Annotated in this window: 23 protein-coding genes and 1 pseudogene; 20 read left to right on the top strand and 4 right to left on the bottom strand. The window is 62.7% G+C overall.

Going from position 1 to position 19,997, the window contains the following annotated elements; all coding sequences use genetic code 11:
- Positions 1–10 precede the first annotated feature (10 nt).
- From RPS27_RS02600 to RPS27_RS02540, 13 genes are all read left to right on the top strand, one after another.
- Entirely contained in the window at positions 11–493 is a 483-nt protein-coding gene (locus tag RPS27_RS02600; protein ID WP_128930107.1) for a hydrogenase maturation protease, read from the top strand.
- Positions 493–801 (top strand): hypothetical protein, encoded by a 309-nt coding sequence (locus tag RPS27_RS02595; RefSeq protein WP_128930108.1) that lies wholly within the window; start codon positions 493–495, stop codon positions 799–801. The genes RPS27_RS02600 and RPS27_RS02595 overlap by 1 nt, the downstream gene beginning before the upstream one ends.
- Positions 802–855: 54 nt before the next feature.
- A complete protein-coding gene (locus RPS27_RS02590; protein WP_232995559.1) occupies positions 856–1,917 on the top strand; it encodes a hypothetical protein in 1,062 nt (353 codons plus the stop codon).
- A 28-nt stretch (positions 1,918–1,945) separates the two neighbouring features.
- On the top strand, positions 1,946–2,155 hold the full coding sequence (locus tag RPS27_RS02585; RefSeq protein WP_128930109.1) for a hypothetical protein: 210 nt from the start codon (positions 1,946–1,948) through the stop codon (positions 2,153–2,155).
- Between the two features lie 10 nt (positions 2,156–2,165).
- Positions 2,166–2,390 carry a hypothetical protein gene (locus RPS27_RS02580; RefSeq protein WP_128930110.1) on the top strand — a complete coding sequence of 75 codons (225 nt, stop codon included), beginning with the start codon at positions 2,166–2,168 and terminating at the stop codon, positions 2,388–2,390.
- Between the two features lie 24 nt (positions 2,391–2,414).
- Positions 2,415–3,284 (top strand): NifU family protein, encoded by an 870-nt coding sequence (locus RPS27_RS02575; RefSeq protein ID WP_128930111.1) that lies wholly within the window; start codon positions 2,415–2,417, stop codon positions 3,282–3,284.
- Positions 3,285–3,349: 65 nt separating this feature from the next.
- Positions 3,350–4,486, top strand: a complete 1,137-nt coding sequence (locus RPS27_RS02570; protein WP_232995560.1) for an NHL repeat-containing protein — start codon at positions 3,350–3,352, stop codon at positions 4,484–4,486.
- A complete protein-coding gene (hypF, locus tag RPS27_RS02565; RefSeq protein ID WP_128955153.1) occupies positions 4,483–6,939 on the top strand; it encodes a carbamoyltransferase HypF in 2,457 nt (818 codons plus the stop codon). Before RPS27_RS02570 ends, hypF begins: the two co-directional genes overlap by 4 nt.
- The gene (locus tag RPS27_RS02560; protein WP_128930114.1) at positions 6,909–7,199 is read left to right on the top strand and encodes a HypC/HybG/HupF family hydrogenase formation chaperone; all 291 of its coding nucleotides are present in this window, start codon (positions 6,909–6,911) and stop codon (positions 7,197–7,199) included. The genes hypF and RPS27_RS02560 overlap by 31 nt, the downstream gene beginning before the upstream one ends.
- Positions 7,200–7,203: 4 nt before the next feature.
- Positions 7,204–7,896 (top strand): SIS domain-containing protein, encoded by a 693-nt coding sequence (locus RPS27_RS02555; protein WP_128930115.1) that lies wholly within the window; start codon positions 7,204–7,206, stop codon positions 7,894–7,896.
- Positions 7,893–9,023, top strand: a complete 1,131-nt coding sequence (gene hypD, locus RPS27_RS02550; protein ID WP_128930116.1) for a hydrogenase formation protein HypD — start codon at positions 7,893–7,895, stop codon at positions 9,021–9,023. Before RPS27_RS02555 ends, hypD begins: the two co-directional genes overlap by 4 nt.
- Entirely contained in the window at positions 9,020–10,087 is a 1,068-nt protein-coding gene (gene hypE, locus RPS27_RS02545) for a hydrogenase expression/formation protein HypE (RefSeq protein WP_128955154.1), read from the top strand. The genes hypD and hypE overlap by 4 nt, the downstream gene beginning before the upstream one ends.
- 8 nt (positions 10,088–10,095) lie before the next feature.
- A complete protein-coding gene (locus RPS27_RS02540; protein WP_128930118.1) occupies positions 10,096–10,437 on the top strand; it encodes a hydrogenase maturation nickel metallochaperone HypA in 342 nt (113 codons plus the stop codon).
- Here the strand turns inward: RPS27_RS02540 and RPS27_RS02535 are convergent.
- Positions 10,383–10,727 (bottom strand): hypothetical protein, encoded by a 345-nt coding sequence (locus RPS27_RS02535; RefSeq protein ID WP_308421686.1) that lies wholly within the window; start codon positions 10,725–10,727, stop codon positions 10,383–10,385. The genes RPS27_RS02540 and RPS27_RS02535 overlap by 55 nt on opposite strands.
- A gap of 18 nt (positions 10,728–10,745) precedes the next feature.
- Between RPS27_RS02535 and hypB the strand changes: the two genes are divergently transcribed.
- Together hypB and RPS27_RS02525 are read left to right on the top strand one after the other, a co-directional pair.
- On the top strand, positions 10,746–11,414 hold the full coding sequence (gene hypB / locus RPS27_RS02530; RefSeq protein ID WP_308421687.1) for a hydrogenase nickel incorporation protein HypB: 669 nt from the start codon (positions 10,746–10,748) through the stop codon (positions 11,412–11,414).
- Positions 11,415–11,429: 15 nt separating this feature from the next.
- Positions 11,430–12,116, top strand: coding sequence for an urease accessory protein (locus RPS27_RS02525; protein ID WP_128930120.1), 687 nt, complete (start codon positions 11,430–11,432; stop codon positions 12,114–12,116).
- 642 nt (positions 12,117–12,758) lie between these two features.
- Here RPS27_RS02525 and RPS27_RS02520 read toward each other — a convergent pair.
- The gene (locus tag RPS27_RS02520; RefSeq protein WP_128930206.1) at positions 12,759–13,262 is read right to left on the bottom strand and encodes a MarR family winged helix-turn-helix transcriptional regulator; all 504 of its coding nucleotides are present in this window, start codon (positions 13,260–13,262) and stop codon (positions 12,759–12,761) included.
- Between the two features lie 83 nt (positions 13,263–13,345).
- Between RPS27_RS02520 and RPS27_RS02515 the strand changes: the two genes are divergently transcribed.
- The 3 genes and pseudogenes from RPS27_RS02515 to RPS27_RS02505 all read left to right on the top strand — a co-directional run bounded on the left by RPS27_RS02515 (position 13,346) and on the right by RPS27_RS02505 (position 16,168).
- Positions 13,346–14,569: a cytochrome P450 gene (locus tag RPS27_RS02515; RefSeq protein ID WP_128930121.1), complete on the top strand. Its 1,224-nt coding sequence runs from the start codon at positions 13,346–13,348 to the stop codon at positions 14,567–14,569.
- A 12-nt stretch (positions 14,570–14,581) separates the two neighbouring features.
- Positions 14,582–14,906, top strand: a pseudogene (locus tag RPS27_RS02510) (2Fe-2S iron-sulfur cluster-binding protein).
- 50 nt (positions 14,907–14,956) lie between these two features.
- Complete coding sequence (locus tag RPS27_RS02505; protein WP_128930122.1) at positions 14,957–16,168, top strand: ABC transporter substrate-binding protein; 1,212 nt, start codon at positions 14,957–14,959, stop codon at positions 16,166–16,168.
- 261 nt (positions 16,169–16,429) lie between these two features.
- Here RPS27_RS02505 and RPS27_RS02500 read toward each other — a convergent pair whose 3' ends face one another.
- Both RPS27_RS02500 and RPS27_RS02495 read right to left on the bottom strand, forming a co-directional pair.
- On the bottom strand, positions 16,430–17,095 hold the full coding sequence (locus RPS27_RS02500; protein WP_128930123.1) for an RraA family protein: 666 nt from the start codon (positions 17,093–17,095) through the stop codon (positions 16,430–16,432).
- A gap of 26 nt (positions 17,096–17,121) precedes the next feature.
- On the bottom strand, positions 17,122–18,330 hold the full coding sequence (locus RPS27_RS02495) for an aspartate transaminase (RefSeq protein WP_128955156.1): 1,209 nt from the start codon (positions 18,328–18,330) through the stop codon (positions 17,122–17,124).
- Between the two features lie 172 nt (positions 18,331–18,502).
- On the opposite strand from RPS27_RS02495, the gene nac reads away from it, so the two are divergent.
- Together nac and RPS27_RS02485 are read left to right on the top strand one after the other, a co-directional pair.
- Complete coding sequence (gene nac / locus RPS27_RS02490; protein ID WP_128930125.1) at positions 18,503–19,441, top strand: nitrogen assimilation transcriptional regulator NAC; 939 nt, start codon at positions 18,503–18,505, stop codon at positions 19,439–19,441.
- 113 nt (positions 19,442–19,554) lie between these two features.
- Positions 19,555–19,995 carry an acetyl-CoA carboxylase biotin carboxyl carrier protein gene (locus RPS27_RS02485; protein WP_128930126.1) on the top strand — a complete coding sequence of 147 codons (441 nt, stop codon included), beginning with the start codon at positions 19,555–19,557 and terminating at the stop codon, positions 19,993–19,995.
- Positions 19,996–19,997 lie beyond the last annotated feature (2 nt).

The following is a 19,997-nucleotide window of genomic DNA, read 5'->3' as shown; positions in this document are numbered from 1 at the left end:
AGGGCACGCCGTGATTGCCGTGGTTGCTTGTGGAAATCCAAATCGTTCCGACGACGGCGCCGGTCTTGCTGTTCTCGGGCAGCTCAAAGATCGGGGGTTCGGACAGAATGCTGACATTCGTCTGCTCGACGCTGGCACCGACGGGATGGCGGCGATGTTCGCTGCGCGGGGCTGCCGAACGCTGATTATCGTCGATGCCTGCAGATCCGGCTCCGAGCCGGGCGCAATCTTCGAGGTCCCAGGACACGAATTGACCAAACCTTATGGAGGTGGACTTAATCTGCACGACTTTCGCTGGGAGCACGCACTTTTCGCCGGAAAGGCGATATTTCGCGATGCGTTTCCCGACGATGTCATCGTATTTCTGATCGAGGCAGAGCAACTCGATCTTGGTCTGTCGCTATCTTGTCGTGTATCGCAGGCGGTCATGAAGGTCGCCGCTAGGATCGAAGAGTTGCTGCGAACGCCCCAGGAGGCCGTGCCGGTGGGCTGATGCCAAATCTTGCGGTCACCATCAAAGACGGCTCGCTCTACTTTTCTGCCGCGCTCTGCAGACGCTTCTTCGATGGCCTTCAATGCGTCATCCTGCTCCGACGAGACAACGATCTTTGCATCCTGCCAGTCCGTCACCAGGCGGGCGGTGGATATCTGTTGAAGATGCGCAACATCGCTGGTGATCGCGTGGTGCATGCACCCGACTTCTTCAGCGAGCACAATGTCCCGATAGACGTCCGCGAGTTCGCAGCCGAATGGTCCTCCGCTGACCAAGCTCTCATCATCGCGCATGCGTTCGATTTGTAAACTTTCTTTACATTTCGCTTATTGAGTAGACAGACTGAAAATTTGGCTGCAAGATTGATCCGCATCAATGACGCGCGGCAAATCAAGCGCTCGGTCCGGGAGGACACCTTGGCGGCAGGCCTTCTGAGCGAACAGGTACGCGCAGCCTTGCAAGCAGCGGAGGCCGAGACGGCTACGCCGGCCGAGCGAGCCGAGATGCTCATGGAGATCGGAATAGGGCTGCAAACGAGGCCCAAGTCGCCGGATGAGATCAACTCCGCAATAGAACTCTACGACAAAGCCCTGACCGTCTGTCCCGGTGAGCTGGCTTTGCTGCGATCTCGTATTCTGGCGCGCAAAGCAACGGCGCTGCAGGCGATGCCCGAGCAGGGCACAAAGTCAATCGAGCTCGCTCGGTCCATCTTCGAAGCCATCATGCCAGAGCTCACTCAACTCGCAACGCTTGAAGAAACCGCGGAAGCCGAGATGAATCTCGGGCTGTGCATCCAAAGCCTCGCTGCCGTTGGCCGCGCAAAGATCTCTGAGGCGATAGCAGCCTATCAACGCGCCCTTCGTACCTTCACTCGAACGAGCCACCCCAAAGAGTACGCCATTCTTCAGAACAATTTGGCGACGGCCTTTCTCTCCATGCCGATGACCGATCAGCGCGGCAAAATGCGAGAGGCTCTTGCTGTTCAAGCCTTCGAGGAAGCGCTCAAAGTCGTGACTCTCGTCGATGATCCTGTCGAATACGCGATGTTGCAGAACAACCTCGGCAATGCCCTCCAATATGTCGCCTCGAGCCACGTGCTCGAGAATAATCTTCGCGCGCTTGAGGCCTATGACGAGGCACTTAAGGTCCGCACCCGCGAGACGATGCCGATCGAGTACGCGAACACCATCTCGAACAAGGCAAACTGCCTGTGGAATCTGCCCGGTCATGCCTCGAACTCGGAAACCGGCAGGGGCATCAATCTCTCAATGGCCCTCGTCTATTACAGAGAGGCGCGCGAAATATTCCTGGCCCATGGAGATCCCGGTCGCGCTCAGATCGTCAGCGAGGCCTCCATGCAGATCGAGCGCGAGCTGATGGAGCTGTCGGCGCTTCTCGATCGACCTACCACCCTGCATTCCTAGCAAATCTGGATCGAAGGAGTTCTTGCAAATGAGCGTGTCACTTACTCCGGCAATATTCGCCTTAAGTCTCGGTCTGGCGATGATTGCATCAATCGCAGGAGGAATGGTCGGCGGCCTCATCGTCGGCGGAAAAGTGCTCGGAAATGAGCTCGCAGCGCTGCTCGGTGGTTTCTACGGCCCGTTGGCTGGAATTGCCGGCGTTTTCGTCGGCCTTATCGCTCTTTCGATCATCGCTTGAGGAAGATGACATGTGGGCAATGACACAGAACTCCATCTTGTTGTTCTTCCGCGGAAAGCTTTTCGCAGACCCAGCCAAGGCTTACCGGCAAATTGCGATCGGGGTGGCGGTCACAGCCATGCTGCTCATCATTCTTACGCTGGTCGGGGCGCCGATATGGGCGGCTTCAGCCCTGGCAGCAGCAATTGGTGGGGGCTTGCAGCCTTATCTCTTCCGAAACCTCCGCTATAGGTGAGGAGCGCGGCCGGCGCGAGATCGCATGAACGCTCACGAATCGACACCAACACTTCGGGAGGATCTCGCCGGCTTTGTCGGCGATATCGAGCGGTTGGAAACGGTCGTGGCGACCTGGGATGAAACGCAGCGGGGCGTCGTTTCCGCCTACAAGATCGCGATCGAAGCGCTCAATGCGGAAGCGTTCCGGCGCCTGATACGTGCCTTGAAGGCCGATCCCGCCGCGCTGGCCGCCATGAAGAGCGCAGCTTCGGACGAGCTCGTCTACGCGGTGCTGCGGCGCTACAACCTCTTGAGGGCGGCCCTCAACGAGCGGGTCGAGCAGGCACTCGAAAGCGTCCGGCCGATGCTGAAATCGCATGGTGGGGATGTCGAACTCGTCTCGGTTCGCCCGCCGGCAGTGGAGGTTCGGTTCAAGGGAGCCTGCGACGGCTGTCCCGCCTCGGCGCTGACATTCCATGCCGGCGTGAAGAAGGCGCTTCAGGATGTCTGCCCCGAGATCACCGACGTTATTCAGGTCAAGGGGCTGGCCGCGGCGAGCGAAGGCGGCGTTCGGTTCATCAGCCCCTTCGCGCTGAATGCGGAAGGACAGTGGATACCGGCGGGAGCTTGGGCGGATTTTCCGGAGGGCTTGGTCCGCGCGATGGAATTGGGCGGACGCAAGATCATCCTGTCACGTAGTGGGGAATCGATCTCCTGTTTCGAGAATGCCTGCGCGCATCTCGGCCTTCCGATCCATGATGGCGAGGTGCAGGGCGGCATCATCACCTGTCCCTATCATGGGTTCAGATACGACCTCGCCAGTGGCGAATGCCTGACCGCGCCTGAGGTGCAACTGCAGCCGCACGCGGTCAGGATCATCGGAACCAGGGTTGAAGTGAGGATAACGGCATAGCCATGATCACTTCAGCCGCAACCATTCGCTTGGACCGACCGCGCGCTAGGATGCGCGACAACCACGTGCCACGCCGGTTTCTCTCGCCGGCCGGCGCCCGCGTGATTCTGGGTGGAGAGGTCACGCCGGACGGACTTGTGCAATCGATCGTTCCGTCGGCCCAGACGTTGTTCGGCCCGCGTGGGGTGTGTCTCGACAAGAACGGGCCCATGTTCGTCTGCGACAGTGGCCATCATCGGCTGCTGATCTGGAGCCGCTGTCCGTCCTCCGATCAAGCGCCCGCCGATATTCTGATCGGTCAATCCGACTTCTCGCGCGAGGGCCGCAACGCCAAGCGCGACATCGGCCCCGACACGCTCAACTTCCCGACCGGCGTCGCTGCCGCAGACGGCATCCTGGCCGTGGCGGATGCATGGAATCACCGGATCCTGATCTGGAATCGCTATCCATCCGCCTCGAACCAGCCCGCCGATGTGGTTCTAGGTCAGGCGGACTTCGTCTCAGGCCTAGCCAATCGCGGAAGAGCGGTGTCTCGCTCCGACACACTGAATTGGTGCTACGGGGTCGCGATCTTCCAGGGCAGGCTGATCGTCTGCGACACCGGAAATCGCCGCGTTCTGATCTGGAACGGCATTCCGACCGCCAACGGCACGCCGGCCGATCTGGTCCTCGGCCAAAGAGACTTCGTCACCCGTGATGACAATGCCGGCGGCGACGTCTGTGCCACCAGCATGCGGTGGCCGCACGGCATCGCCTGCCATGACGGCGCACTCGCGATCTCGGACGCGGGCAACAATCGCGTCATGGTATGGCGCCATTTCCCCACCGTCAGCGGGACGCCGTGCGATTTCGTGCTGGGCCAGGACGATTTCGCGGGCGTCGATCACAATCGCAGCTCGTACGATCCATCCTCGAGCGCGATGAGCATGCCCTATGGTCTCGTCATCTGGGATGGCCAGCTCGTGGTCTGCGATACCGCAAATTCGCGGCTGCTTGGCTTCCATCTCCAGGACCTCGCCATGGATGCGCCGGCCACAGGGCTGGCGGCCCAGAACGGCTTTGCCGACAAAGGTGACAATCGCTGGCGCGCGGCAAGTCGCGACAGCCTGTGCTGGCCTTATGCTGCTTCGGCAGTCGGTCGGACTCTGGCGATCGCCGACACCGGCAACAACCGGATCCTGATCTGGGACAAAACACCATGAGCAGGCTCAACCTCGCCGCGCCGCAGAACCCTGTCGAGGTCGTTGAAATCCGGTTTCGCGGACGTGTGCAGGGCGTCGGCTTCCGGCCGGCGGTCTGGCGCCACGCGCGGGAACTGCGGCTTGGCGGCGAGGTGCTGAATGACGGAGAAGGCGTTCTGGTTCGCGTGCAGGGAGAACGGGCGATCATTGACATGCTCGTCGACCGCATCGCTGGCGATCCGCCGCCGCTGAGCCAGATCGAGGCAATCGAGATCACCGCCTATGCGGGCGTGCTGCGCGACGATTTTGCGATAGTCGAGAGCGCACATGGCGGGGCTCATACCGAGATTTCACCTGACGCGGCGCTCTGTGCCGATTGCGCGCGCGAAACCACCGATCCCTTTGCGCGCCGCTTCCGCTACCCCTTCACCAATTGCACCAATTGCGGGCCGCGGCTGAGCATCGTCGACGGCATCCCCTACGATCGCGCCAAGACCGCGATGTCGCCGTTTGCAATGTGCGCCGACTGCGCCCGCGAATACCGCGACCCTTCCGACCGGCGGTTTCACGCCGAACCGATCGCCTGCCATGCCTGCGGGCCCAAGGCGAAGCTGGTCAGGCTCGACGGGCGTCACTTTACCTTCGAGCAGTTTTCCATGCTTGACGATGTGGATGCGGCGTGCAGCCTGATCCAGAAGGGCGAAATCGTCGCCGTCAAAGGGCTCGGCGGCTACCAGCTCGCCTGTGACGCCACCCAGGCCGACACGGTCAGGAGGCTGCGCAAACTGAAACAGCGGGACGGCAAGCCGTTTGCCCTGATGGCCAGGGACGTTGACGTTATCCGCCGGTTCTGCGATCTCGCCGAACACGAGTTGGTCGCGTTGACAAGCCCGGCGGCCCCCATCGTGCTCCTGCATGCGAATGGGCCGGAGCACCTGCCTGACGAGATTGCACCGGGATTGCGGACGCTCGGTTTCATGCTGCCGACGACGCCGCTGCATGTCTTGCTGCTGCGGCGGATGGACCGGCCGGTCGTCATGACCAGCGGCAATTTGTCGAGCGAGCCGCAGGTGACGGGCGATACGGAGATGACGGAGCGCCTCGCGGGGATTGCGACGTTCGCGCTCACCCACGATCGGCGCATCGCCAACCGTGTCGACGATTCTGTGGTCCGGGTGGTGGCGGGCGGGCCGCGGCTCCTGCGTCGCGCCAGAGGATACGCACCGGCGCCGATCGCCCTGCCCAGGGGGTTCGCGAAAGCGCCCGATCTGCTCGCCATGGGCGGGGAGCTGAAGGCCACGTTCTGTTTGCTCAAGGACGGCGCTGCGATCCTGTCCCAGCATCAGGGCGACCTGGAGGATGTCGCGACATTCGACGATTACAGGAAGAACCTATCGCTCTATGCCGCGCTCTTCGAGCACGAGCCTACGGCAGTGATCGCCGACATGCACCCCGAATATCTGTCCTCCAAGCTCGCGCGCGAGCACCTGGCGGGCGGGACGCTGCCTTTGATGGAGGTGCAGCATCATCACGCCCATGTGGCGGCCTGTCTTGCCGAGAACGGATATGCGCTCGACGGCCGTCCGGTCCTCGGGATCGTTCTCGATGGTCTCGGATGGGGCGAGGACGCGACGTTCTGGGGCGGCGAGTTCATGCTCGCCGACTATGTCGGCTACACGCGGGCCGGTACGTTCAAGCCGATCCCGATGCTTGGCGGCGTCCAGGCCGTGCGCGAGCCCTGGCGCAATCTCTATGCGCATCTCATGGCGGAGATGAGCTGGGCCGAGCTGACAATGAATTTCGCCGAGCTCGAGCTCCATTCATATTTGGCGGCAAAGCCGCGCGCGCTGCTGGATTCGATGGCGCGCAACCGCATCAACGCTCCGCCAGCATCATCCTGCGGGCGCTTGTTCGACGCCATGGCCGCCGCCCTCGATGTCTGCCGGGACGCGCAGAGCTATGAGGGCGAGGCGGCGGCGCGGCTGGAAGCCATGGTCGACGAGAAAACTCTCGCCGATGAAGACGAGGCGCTGGCCTATCCGCTGACGATCCCCAATCTCGCCGGCACGGGTTTGCCCTATATCGAGCCGCTCGCGATGTGGCATGCGGTGCTGGGTGACCTGATCCTGAAGACACCGGCGCCGGTGATGGCTGCACGGTTCCACAAGGGGCTGGCCAAGTCCATCGCCGCCATGACACGCAAGCTCGCCGGCTCCCCCGAGGACGGCGAGCGACGCTTCTCGACCGTCGCGCTCACCGGCGGCTGCTTCCAGAACCGCATCCTATTCGAGGAGGTGGTGCGCCGGCTGGAGCGCGAGCAGTTCACTGTGCTGTCACATGCGCGCGTTCCGTCCAACGATGGCGGACTTGCTCTCGGCCAAGCCGTCATTGGAGCTGCGCATCTGATGAAATCAAACAAAGACTTCAGGGAAGGAAAGCCGTCATGTGTCTCGGTATTCCCGGGCGGATCGTAAGGATCGACGACGAAGCGAGAAAGCTTGCGACCGTCGACGTCAGCGGCGTCAAGCGGCAGGTCAACATCGCCTGCATCGTCAGCGAGGATCATCCGCCGTCGGCCTGCCTCGGCGACTGGGTGCTCGTCCATGTCGGATTCGCGATGAGCCGGATCGACGAGGAAGAAGCCGCGCAAACGCTCAAGATTCTCACAGAACTGGGTGAAGCACAGGCTGAAATCGAAGCCATGAAGCGTTCGGCAGCTGAGCCGGGAGGGTAGCGCCATGTCAGGCAACAGCGACCTGAAGGAACTTTATCCGTTTCTGCATGGCGGACAGCAGGAGCCGGCGCGGCTGGATGCCGCCCTCCTGCTCTCGGTCGAAGAGAAGGCACGCGATTCGCGCGACACCAATGCGCGCTTCTTTGCCGAGAACGCCGCGGTGCTGATCGCCGCGGCGAAAACGGTCGCGGATGTCTATCGCAACGGCGGACGGCTATTCTCGATGGGCAATGGCGGCTCGAGCTGCGACGCCTCGCATGTCGCCGTGGAGTTCGTCCACCCGATCACGGCGGGCAGGCCCGCACTGGCCGCAACCAACCTCGTCGCCGATCTGGCGATGATCTCGGCGGTCGGAAACGACCTCGGTTTCGATCACGTCTTCGTCCGCCAGATCGTGGCCCAGGGGCGGAAAGGCGATGCGCTCATTGGCATCTCCACCAGCGGCAATTCGTCGAACCTGATGGCCGCCTTTGCCAAGGCGAAGGAGATGGGCCTCGTGACCATTGGGCTTGCGGGCGGCGACGGCGGAAAGATGAAAACCGCGGGTGTCGTCGACCATTGCCTGGTCGTCCCGACGACGTCGATCCATCGCACCCAGGAGTGCCATGTAACCGCCTACCACATCCTCTGGGATCTCGTTCACACGCTCTTGGCTGACGACCGGGGATCGGCGCGAACGAAGGGAGCCGTGGCATGAAATATGTCGACGAATTCCGCGACGGCGAAAAGGCGCGCGTACTCATCGGCGAGATCGAGTCGCTGGTTTCCGGCATGAAACTTCCGGAGGGCCGGCCGCTTTACCTGATGGAGGTCTGCGGCGGGCACACCCATTCGATCTTCCGCTATGGGCTCGAGGGCATGTTGCCCAAGGCTATCGAGCTGGTTCATGGTCCGGGATGTCCGGTCTGCGTCCTGCCGATGGGACGGGTCGATGATTGCGTCGCGATCGCGGAGAACCCGAAGGTCATCTTCACAACCTTCGGAGACGCGATGCGCGTGCCCGGCTCGCGGAAGAGCCTCCTGCAGGCCAAGGCGGATGGTGCCGACGTGCGCATGGTCTATTCGCCGATGGACGCGCTCCAGCTCGCTCGGCGCAATCCCGCTCGCGAGGTCGTTTTCTTCGGCCTCGGCTTCGAGACCACCATGCCGTCGACCGCATTGACGATCCTGCAGGCGGAGAGCGAGGGGATCCGGAACTTCTCCGTGTTCTGCAACCACATCACGATCGTTCCGACCATCAAGGCGATCCTCGACAGTCCCGGCCTGCAGCTCGACGGCTTCCTCGGGCCCGGCCACGTGTCGATGGTGATCGGCACGGCTCCTTACGAGTTCATCGCCAATTTCTATCGCAAGCCGATGGTGGTCGCCGGCTTCGAGCCGCTCGACATCCTCCAGTCTATCTGGATGCTGCTGAAGCAGATCGCGGAGGGGCGGGTCGAGGTCGAGAACCAGTATGCCCGCGTCGTGCCGAGCGAGGGCAACAACGCGGCGCTGCGCGCGGTGGCCCAAGTATACGAATTGCGCGAGTTCTTCGAGTGGCGCGGGCTTGGATCGATCGATCATTCCGGCGTGCGCCTGCGCGATGCTTATGTGCATTTCGACGCGGAGCGCAAATTCGCGATTCCCAACGTCAGGATCGCCGACCCGAAATCGTGCCAGTGCGGCGAGGTGCTGAAGGGCGCACTCAAGCCGTGGCAATGCAAGGTGTTCGGCACCTCATGCACGCCGGAAACGCCTCTCGGAGCACTGATGGTGTCCTCCGAAGGAGCCTGTGCTGCCTACTACCAGTATGGCGGCCAAAAGCGCCAAGCGGAGGTCGTATGAATTTCGTCCCCTTCGTCAAGACGCGCACGCGCGGCAAAGTCAATGTCAGCTCGGTGACGCTGGCTCATGGCGGCGGCGGCAAAGCCATGAAGGACCTGATTGACGACGTGTTTCTGACGGCCTTCGGCGAGCACGCCTGTGAGCCGCTCGAGGATCAGGCGCGGTTCGATCTGGCGGTCTTCGCAGCCCATGGCGACAGGCTCGCCTTTACGACCGACTCCTTCGTGGTCGATCCCCTGTTCTTCCCGGGCGGCGATATCGGAAAGCTCGCGGTTTGCGGCACGGTGAACGATCTCGCCGTCGGCGGGGCGGTGCCCATGTATCTGTCCTGCGCGGTCATCATCGAGGAGGGCGTGCAGATCGATCTCTTGCGACAGGTCGCGCTTTCCATGGCGCGAACGGCTTCGCAAGCGGGGGTGCAGATCGTCACGGGCGACACCAAGGTCGTGCCACGGGGAGCGTGCGACAAGATCTTCATCACGACCACGGGCGTAGGCGCGATCCCTGCCTCGCTCGCGCTCGGCGTGGACAAGGCCCGCGCCGGCGACGCCGTCCTCGTGAACGGACTGCTGGGTGACCACGGTGCCGCCATCCTGTGCGCCCGCGGCGACATGGCGCTCGAGACGCCGATCGCCAGCGATTGCGCCTGTCTGCACGAGCTGATCGGCGCGATCCTCGCCGCCGCACCGGGCACTCGCTTCATTCGGGACGCGACGCGCGGCGGCGTCGCGACGGTGCTGAACGAGATCGCGGACGGCTCGGGGGTCTCCATCGAGATCGAGGAGGGCATGACGCCGATCCGCGAGGAAGTGAAGGCGTTCTGCGAGGTGCTTGGGCTCGATCCGCTCTATCTCGCCAATGAGGGCAAGATCGTCGTGATCGTTCCCCCCGATCAGGCCGAAGCCGCGCTGGCTGCCATGCGGCGAGATCCACTGGGTTTGGATGCCGCCCGTATCGGCCGGATCACCTCGGACCAGGATAGCCGCGTCATGATGCGGACGAGCTTTGGCGGACACCGAATGGTCGACATGCTCGTCGGCGAACAGCTGCCTCGGATCTGCTGAGAGGACCCATGCACGAGCTCGGCATCACCCGTAACATCGTGGCGATCGTCAGCGATGCCGCCAAGGGCCGCAAGGTCCGCCGCATCACCGTCGATGTTGGAGATCTCTCCGGCGTGATGGGAGAGGCGATCGCATTCTGCTTCGAGACCGTCGCCCGCGGGACGCCTCTTGACGGCACAGCGCTCGACATCAGGCGCGTGGCCGGGCGAGCGCTGTGCGCGACGTGTCGTTCGGAATTCGAGCAGGCGAGCCTGTTTGCGCCGTGCCCTTGTGGCTCGCGGCAGTTTACGCGCCTTCAGGGCGAGGAATTGAAGATCAGAAGCATGGAGATCGAAGGGGAGGCTGCCTGATGTGCGGACATTGCGGTTGCGGCGCCAAGGCGGGTGCCACGGTGATCAATCTCCAGACCGGACATGAAGCGAGCCTGGGCGGTGGGGAGACCGGTGAGCACCTGCATGATCATTTCCATGTCCACGCGGATGGCGTTGCTCACGCCCATTCGCATGACCATGATCCCGCCCACGTCCACTCTCACGCTGGACACGGCCATGATCACCATCATCATGACCATCATGATCACGGACATCATGGACGCCGACATTCGCATGACCATGCCCACGAACACGGGCATACCAATCATGACGAAGCTGCGGGCCTGGTGCTCGATCTGGAAGCCCGGATCCTCGCCAAGAACGACGTTTTGGCAGCAAGGAACCGGGCCTGGTTCGCCGGTCGCGAAATCCTGGCCCTGAACCTCGCAAGCTCGCCCGGCGCCGGCAAGACCACGCTGCTGGAGCGAACCATTGGCGACCTTCATCACGAGGTCAATCTCTTCGTCATCGAAGGAGACCAGGTGACGGCCAATGATGGGGAGCGAATTCGACGCGCAGGCGCCCCAGCAGTCCAGGTCAATACGGGCACGGGTTGCCATCTCGAGGCCGACATGATTGCGCGCGCTCTTTCAGAGCTGCGTCCACCGCCGGAATCGATCGTGATGATCGAGAATGTCGGAAATCTAGTTTGTCCTGCGATGTTCGACCTTGGCGAACATGCAAGGGTCGTCATCCTCTCAGTGACCGAGGGAGAGGACAAGCCGATCAAATATCCTCACATGTTCCGGTCGGCTGACCTCATGATCTTGAACAAGCTCGACTTGCTTCCGCATGTGGATTTCGATGTCGATCGCGCGGTGGCATACGCCAGAGACGTCAACCCGGCCATCGAGGTTCTGCAGGTCTCGGCCAGAAACGGCGCAGGATTTGAGGAGTGGTACGGTTGGATACGACGGCAAAGCAAGTTGCTGAAGGACACCGTATTTCCCTCTTGATGATTGGATCTTGCCATGTTCGGAATATTGGGGCTGGGACTGCTGCTGGGCATGCAGCACGCGCTCGAGGCCGATCACATTGCGGCGGTATCGAGCATTGCGGCGCGCCGCAGCGATGTGGGCGAGATCGTCAAGCATGGGTTGACGTGGGGAATTGGACACACCATCACTTTGTTCCTGTTCTCCGGGGCGGCTTTGGTGCTCGGATATGCAATTCCGCCGGGCGTTTCGCAACCGCTAGAGGCGGCCGTCGGCTTCATGTTGATTCTGTTAGGAAGCAACGTCATATGGCGCTTATGGCGCGAACGTGTCCATGTTCACCATCACATCTCAGATTTTCGTGCTCCTAGTCACAAGAGCGAAATTTGGCGCCCTGAGGCGCGCGCGCATGATCATGACCATGGTGCGCGCTGGCGGACGCTGGCGGTCGGGCTCATGCATGGGATGGCAGGCTCAGCCGCGCTCCTCGTCTTAACCGTCTCACAAGCGCCGAACCATCTAGCGGGGATACTTTACGTGTTACTATTTGGTATGGGCTCGATGATGGGGATGGCCGCACTGTCGTCGCTGATTGCGGTTCCCTTAGTCATCTCAGCCCGAACCTTAACTTGGGTCAACCGGTCTTTGCAGTTCGTTATCGGAAACATCGCGATGGGACTTGGCCTCTTGACCATCTATGGAACAGTCGCCGCCGCTGGCTAGCGAGAGGTCAGCTACCCTTCGCCATTTGAATGCGTCTTTTTTCTAAGGATGGTCCGGAGAATCGATACCGGGGGTGTCTCGACCGCCCCTAGCAGCGCGCTGCTCTCCTCGGTCGTGCCGCTTGGGTGCGACCCGGTAGATACGCTGCGCGAGCCAGCAAGCTCCCAATGACGGCGGCTCCCTTCGCTCTCGCATTTACGGACTTTATCTCTTCATCCTCTCGGCAGTCCCGGGTTGACATTAAACCGCTAGCGCCGTCTCGAACTTGGCCTCTATGTTAGTAGCGATCCTTTCCGATGGCTCGACATTGAGCATCTCGCCGCGCGCGCTGCCAGGATGCTCTGCCAGACGGCGGATTGTCGGCCCCTCGCAATCGACAAAGGGTCTATAAGCGGTTGCCGCCTATCCGCGAACCAGGAGAGGTTCGCGAATAAGGAAGGGAGGGTTCAAGCCGGAGGCAAAGGTTTTTTGTTGCCTAGGCAACTAATTCATGCGAACCTTCGCGCAAGGGAAGATGGCGGGACAACCGCTACGCCTTTCCTGGGAGGACCGATGTTCGGCAGGGATGGTATCGCCAGCAAACGCCGGCGCAAGCGTGAAGGTAACGAAGCCTTGCGTGCACATCGTGCTGTGCGCCCTGGCTTAGCTATCGGTATCCGTCACCGCGCCGAGATTTTCATGCAAACGGCGCAGCAGCCCGATCAGTATTTCCTGCTCATCCCTGGAAAGGCACGACAGCAGCCGCCGCTCGCGCCCAAGCGCCACGGCGATCACCTTGTCGTGGGTGGTGCGCCCCTTCGCTGTCAGGGAGATCGAATGGGTGCGGCCGTCATTCGGGTCGATGCGGATCGCGATCAGGCCTCGCTTCTCCATGGCGGCGAGCGTCCTGCTCACCGGCCCCTTGTCGAAGCCGATGACGTGGCAGATGCGGGCGGCCGGAATGCCTGGCTCGATTGCGAGCAGGGCAATGATGCGCCACTCGGTGACGTTGACGCCGAACGCGGGCTGATAGAACGCGTTCGCGCTCTTGGACAATTTATTGGCGATGAAGGTGATCAGAGCCGGGATGTAGCGGTCGAGATCGAGCAGCGGCGCATCGCCTTCAGTCGCGGTGTTGTGTCTCGATTTGCTGGTCGGTGGCTGCATCACGTCGGGGCTCGCTTCATGCGCTGCTCCAGAAATAAGGACATGCGCGAACGCTTCACAAGCCCAAATTTGCGAGGACTGCAATGACTGTACCGAGCGCCTGTGCTTCGACCGCCGGTCCAATGGCCATTCCACACCTTGACGTCGACCCCTTCGCGATCTCGTTCTTCGACGATCCCTATCCGACCCATGAAAGGCTGCGAGAGGCCGGCCCTGTCGTCTATCTCGATAAATGGAACGTCTACGGCGTGGCGCGTTATGCCGAGGTCTATTCAGTCCTCAACGATCCCCAGACCTTCTGTTCCAGCCGCGGCGTCGGTCTTTCCGACTTCAAGAAGGAAAAGCCCTGGCGGCCGCCGAGCCTGATCCTGGAGGCCGATCCCCCCGCGCACACCCGCACCCGCGCCGTGCTGTCAAAGGTGCTGTCGCCCGCGACCATGAAGCGGATCCGCGACGGCTTCGCTTTGGCGGCCGAAGCCAAGATCGACGAGCTGCTGCAGCGGCGCAAATTCGATGCGGTCGCCGATCTCGCAGAGGCCTATCCGTTGTCTGTATTTCCGGATGCGCTCGGACTGAAGGCGGAAGGGCGCGAGCACCTGATTCCTTATGCTGGTCTCGTCTTCAATGCCTTCGGCCCGCCAAACGAGCTACGTCAGACCGCAATCGAGCGATCGGCGCCGCACCAGGCCTATGTCGCCGAGCAGTGCCAGCGACCGAATCTTAAGCCTGGCGGCTTTGGCGCCTGTATCCATGCGTTCTCCGACACTGGCGAGATCACGTCGGATGAGGCGCCGTTGCTCGTGCGCTCACTGCTGTCCGCAGGCCTCGACACCACAGTCTATGGCATCGGAGCCGCTCTCTATTGCCTGGCACGCTTTCCGAAGGAATTCGCGCGGCTGCGGGCCGATCCGTCGCTGGCGCGCAACGCCTTCGAGGAAGCCGTTCGCTTCGAAAGCCCGGTGCAGACCTTCTTCCGCACCACGACGCGCGAGGTCGAGATCGGCGGCACGCGCGTCGGCGAGGGCGAGAAGGTCCTGATGTTCCTCGGCGCGGCGAACCGCGACCCGCGCCGCTGGATCGAGTCCGATCGCTACGACATCACCCGCAAGACTTCGGGCCATGTCGGCTTCGGCTCCGGCATTCACATGTGCGTTGGCCAGTTGGTAGCGCGGCTCGAAGGTGAGGTGGTGCTGTCCGCGATCGCGCGAAGGGTTGCATCGATCGAAATCTCCGGTCCCGTCGAGCGCCGCTACAACAACACGCTGCGCGGGCTAGAGAGCCTGCCGATATCCATCACCCCGGCCTGACGAGGACCTTTGATGCCAGCCATTACTTTCGTTCATTCCAACGGCAATAGCGATCACCTCGACGCCAGCGACGGGGAGAGTGCGATGCAGGCGGCAACCCGCTACGGCCTCGACGGCATCCTCGCCGAGTGCGGCGGCAACGCCATGTGCGCGACCTGCCATGTCTATGTCGACGACGCCCTGGCTGGCGCGATTGCCGGCCGTCCGCGACGACGAGGACGCGCTGCTCGATGGCACCGCCGCGGAGCGGCGGCCGACGAGCCGGCTGTCCTGCCAGATCAGGATCACGTCTGAGCTCGACGGTCTCGTGCTGCGTCTGCCGGAGCGGCAGGTCTAGGTTCCAGTTTTCGGCAACGACCGACTCGCGGGAGTGAGGGAGGACAAAGAATGAAGCACCTGGGGTGGACCATTGCGCTTGCCGCAAGCTTTTGGGTCGGCGCCGCGAACGCGGAGATTTCGGATGGCGTCGTGCGTATCGGCGTGCTCAACGACATCTCCGGCATATTCCAAGACACCAACGGCATGGGCTCGGTCGAAGCCGCACGCATGGCGGCGGAAGATTTCGCCGGCGGCGGCAAGGACGTCAAGGTTGAAATCGTCTACGCCGATCATCAGAACAAGGCGGACGTCGGCTCGGCCATTGCGCGAAAATGGCTCGATGTTGAAGGTGTCGATGCCATCGTCGACGTGCCGAACTCGGCGGTGGGCCTTTCCATCAACAATGTGCTACGCGACAGCCGGATGACGTTCCTGGCGTCCTCCACCGCGAGCGCCGACCTAACCGGCAAGGCCTGCTCGCCCAACACCATCCAATGGGTCAACGACACCTGGGCGACCGGCAACACCACGGCGGCGGCAATGATGTCGCACGGCGGCAAGGAGTGGTACTTCCTCACCGTCGATTACGCGCTCGGTAAAGGCATCGAGGCGGAAGCGCAGAAATATATCGAGGCGCATGGCGGCAAGGTGATCGGCTCCTCCAAGCATCCACTCGGCACTTCTGACTTCGCCTCCTTCCTGCTTCAGGCGCAGGGCTCGAAAGCCCAGGTGATCGGGCTTGCCAATGCAGGCGGCGACACCATCAACGCGGTGAAGCAGGCGGCTGAGTTCGGTATCCAGCAGAGCGGACAGAAGCTCGTTGCCTTCCTCCTCTTCATCAACGACGTCCACGGAATGGGATTGAAGGTCGCTCAAGGACTGCAACTCATGGAGGCTTTTTACTGGGACATGAACGACGACACCCGTGCCTTCGCCAAACGCTTTGCGGCACGCCCCGGCATGAACGGCAAAATGCCGAGCGGCAATCAAGCCGGCGTCTACGCCTCCACGCTCGCCTACCTCAACGCGGTCGCCGCTACTGGCAGCGACAACGCCAAGGACGTCGTGCCGCAGATGAAGACGTTCAAAGGCCACGATAGGCTTTTCGGCGATACCGCGATCCGTCAGGATGGCCGCGTCGTGCATCCGATGTACCTGTTCGAGGTCAAGAAGCCGGAGGAGACGAAATATCCGTACGATTATTACAAGCTTGTTTCGACGATCCCGGCAGACCAGGCGTTCCGGCCAATGGTGGAGGGCGGCTGTGCGTTGGTGAAGTAGGGAGCGCTGCCGAGTAACCAGGACATTGGCACGCTTCACGTTTTGGTGCGGCGTTTCCAGCCTGCAGGAAGTACCTGCGAACTGGCTGGTTGGTAGCGGCCGGGGTTGCGATTTCGCTGTCCGGGCTGCGCCGCGAGCCATGATCTCAAGAGCGCATATCCGTGACTCCGCCCGGTGTCCTTATCTCAAGAGTTCACCTGGCTCTGCGGTTGTTCTGGCGTGAAGACGCCGCAGCAAGCTTTAACAGAGGCAGAAACGCGCTCAATTGGCGCAGCGCGCTTCCAGCGCGTCGACAAAGGAACGGTCCCAGCGGCCCTCGCGAATGGCCTGCATCGTCGCCTCCTCCTTCTGATGTTGAGCCATCGCCTTCTCGATCACGCTTGCGGCAAGACCGGGCGGGAAGGCGAGAAGTCCATCTTGGTCCCCGACGATCACGTCTCCCGGATTGACCACCATACCGCCGACCGTGATCGGCACGTTGATCTCCCCTGGACCGTCCTTGTAGGGGCCGCGGTGGTTCACGCCGCGGGCATAAACGGGAAAAGCTCGTGCGCCGATTTCGGCCGCGTCCCGAATGGCGCCATCGAGCACCATGCCGGCGAGACCCAGCGAAGCGGCGGCGAAGGTCATGATGCCACCGACCAGAGCGTTGGTAGTGTCTCCGCCGGCATCGACCACCATGACGTCTCCGGGCCGGCAGAAATCATAGGCGCGCAGAATGGCGAGGTTGTCCCCGCCACGCGTCTTCACGGTCACCGCCGTGCCGGCCATGGGGGCGGGCGAATGGTAGGCGCGAAGACCGATGCTGCCGCAGTTGCGGTGCAGTTGATCGCTCAGCAGCGCCACCGCGATGCTCCGCAGCTTGGCGACGGTGGACGGGTCGACCTGGGGAGCGGAGGGGTTTCTGACGATTCCGGGATTGGTCATGGAGGATGCTTTCGATCAATTTCAGGTTAGTGCAGCTCGGCAACTGCACGGGCGATGCGATCCGTGCCTTCGTCGAGCGCCGCTTGCGATGTCGCGATCGAGGCACGGAAGAATGGCGACAGACCGTAGGCGGTGCCCTGGACGACGGCCACGCCGGCCGCCTCCAACAAGTACATCACGACGTCACTGTCGCTCTCGAGGCGAGTCCCGGCCGGCGTTGTCCGGCCGATCAGGCCTGCACAATTGACGTAGAGATAAAACGCTCCGTCGGGCGGCCGGCAACTCAGCCCGGGGATCGCGTTGATACGCGCGAGCGTGCGATCGCGACGCGCCCGATAAGTCGCAACGGTCTCGCCAACGAAGCTCTGGTCGCCGGTGAGCGCCGCGACCGCCGCCGCCTGGCTGATCGAGCAGGCATTGCCCGAGGCCTGCGACAGCAGCGTATTCAGCGCGCCGACGAGGTCCGCGGGGCCGGCGATCCAGCCGATGCGCCAGCCGGTCATCGCATAGGTCTTGGATACGCCGTTGATGGCGAGGACGCGCTCACGCAGCTCGGGTGCTGCGTTGAGCAGATGCGGCGTACTCTCGCCGTCGAAACGGATGTGTTCGTAGATGTCGTCGGTCATGACCAGCACATGCGGATGGCGGGCGAGAACCTCGGCAATCCCGCGATATTCCGCTGCGGAATAGCTTGCGCCGGTCGGGTTCGATGGCGAGTTGATCAACAGCCAGCGCGTCTTCTCCGAGATCGCCGCCTCCAGCTGGGCCGGCGAGATCTTGAAGCTCTGGCTTTCCGGACAGGCCACGATCTTAGGTATTCCTTCGCAGGCGAGCACCATGTCCGGATAGGACACCCAATAGGGCGCTGGGATGATCACCTCGTCGCCGGCCTCGAGGGTCGCTTCGAGCGCGCTGTAAATGGCGCTCTTGGCGCCGTTGGTGACGACGATCTCCGCGGGATCGTAGACGAGGCCGTTTTCGCGCTTCAGCTTGGCGACGATCGCCTGGCGCAGCTCCAGCGTGCCGGCAAGCACCGTGTACCGCGTCTCTCCCTTCTCCATCGCCCAGACGGCGGCAGTGCGAATATGCGCGGGCGTGTCGAAATCCGGCTCGCCGACCACAAGGCTGACGATGCTCTTGCCCTCGCGCTTGAGCGCGCTCGCCCGATCCGCAGCCGCCGTGCTGGGCGAAGGCTTGATGCGTCTGACGCGCGCGGAAATACGAGAACGGTTCATGGCAATTGACCCCGGTCTGGAGAGGTGCGACGCTAAAGACAGCCGCCGGCGCTGACCAACACGAGTTCAATCTGGCCTGATAGGCATATCTTATGGTTGGATTCCTCCTCGGCGCCCCGTTGAATGCCGCGCAGCCGGGAAGGCCGCTGCGCCGATCGATCCGAGGGACAAGGTGAATCTGAGGCGTCTTCAGTATTTCGTGAAGATCGTCGACGTCGGCAGCCTGACGCAGGCCGCCGATGTGCTCCATGTCGCGCAGCCGGCGCTCAGCCAGCAGCTCGCGACCTTGGAGGGCGAGGTCCGCCAGCAGCTCCTGGTGCGCACCAAAAGCGGCGTCGTGCCCACGGAAGCGGGCAAGGTGCTGTATCGCCACGCGCAGCTCATCTTGCGTCAATGCGAGCAGGCGCGCGCCGATATGAGCGCGGCGGCCAAGAGCATCTCCGGTGCGGTCGCCGTCGGACTTGCGCCTGGAACGGCCGCGGCCGGACTCGCGCTGCCGCTGCTGCGGACCGTGCGCGCCCGCCACCCTGGCATCCTGCTCTACCTCAACGAGACCTACGGAACGACGCTCTCGGAGCTCGTCATGAACGGCCGGATGGATCTCGCCGTGCTCTACGGCGGCAAGACGGCCGTTCATGGCCTCTCGTTCGTGCCGCTGCTGCGCGAACAGCTCTACGTGGTCGGCCCCGCCAGCATGATGGCCCCGCCGGGCGAGATCAGCGTGCCAGCGCTGGCCGACATGGATCTCTATCTCGCCCGTCCCTACAACGTCGTGCGCAAGATGGTGAACGAAGCCTTTGCGGCGATCGGTCAGGCGCCGAAGGTCGTCGCGGAAATCGAATCGGCGAGCACATTGACGGCGGTGATCGCCGACGGGCTCGGCGCGACGATCCTGCCGGAATCGATGGCCCGACAGGTGGCGGGCTCCTGCGGCGGCTGGCAGTCCCGCATCGTCGATCCGATCATCGAGGCGCCGTTGGCATTGTGCCAGTCCGATCATTTGCCGCTATCGGAGCCGGCCCAGGCCATCAAGGAAATCCTGCTCGAGCTCGTTGCTGGGCTGCCTGGCAATCTCGTCGTCGCCGAGGAGCGGGCGCAGAAAGCGTCATAGCGCTCTCTTATATGGGCAAAGCCAAACCGTCTTGGTCGGGGAAGACCGCCAGCGGTAGCGTTCGTCGGTAGGTAGCGACGCCGCGGGCGCCGACCTCGACGAACGGCCGGAGCATGGATCTCGATCGTATCAAGTCACTGATTGACGCCATGGCGGCTTCCGATCTGGCCGAGATGGAGTTCAGCCAGGGCGGCATGTCATTGCGGCTGGTGCGCCGACCGCAGCCGACCGAATCGCGGCCGGCGGTGCCAGTGGTCGCCGCCACGGCGCGCCCCCCGAGCCGTCCCGAGCCTGCGCAACCGGCACCGGTCAACGCCGCGGCGGATGGCGTCGTCGCGCCGCTGTTTGGCGTTGCCTATCTGCAGCCCGATCCTGACGCGCCGCCCTTCGTCACGGTGGCCCAGGCGATCACCGCCGGCACGACATTGTGCGTCATCGAAGCCATGAAGATGTTTCACGAGGTCCGTGCCGATCGGGACGGCGCCGTGATCGCAATTCTCGTCTCCACCGGGCAGGAGGTCGAGGCCGGGCAAGAACTGATGCGGATCAGGTAGGC

The sequence above is a fragment of the Bradyrhizobium sp. WYCCWR 12699 genome (genome assembly GCF_032144035.1).
Classification (GTDB): domain Bacteria; phylum Pseudomonadota; class Alphaproteobacteria; order Rhizobiales; family Xanthobacteraceae; genus Bradyrhizobium.
This window is presented reverse-complemented; position numbering and strand designations above follow the sequence as displayed.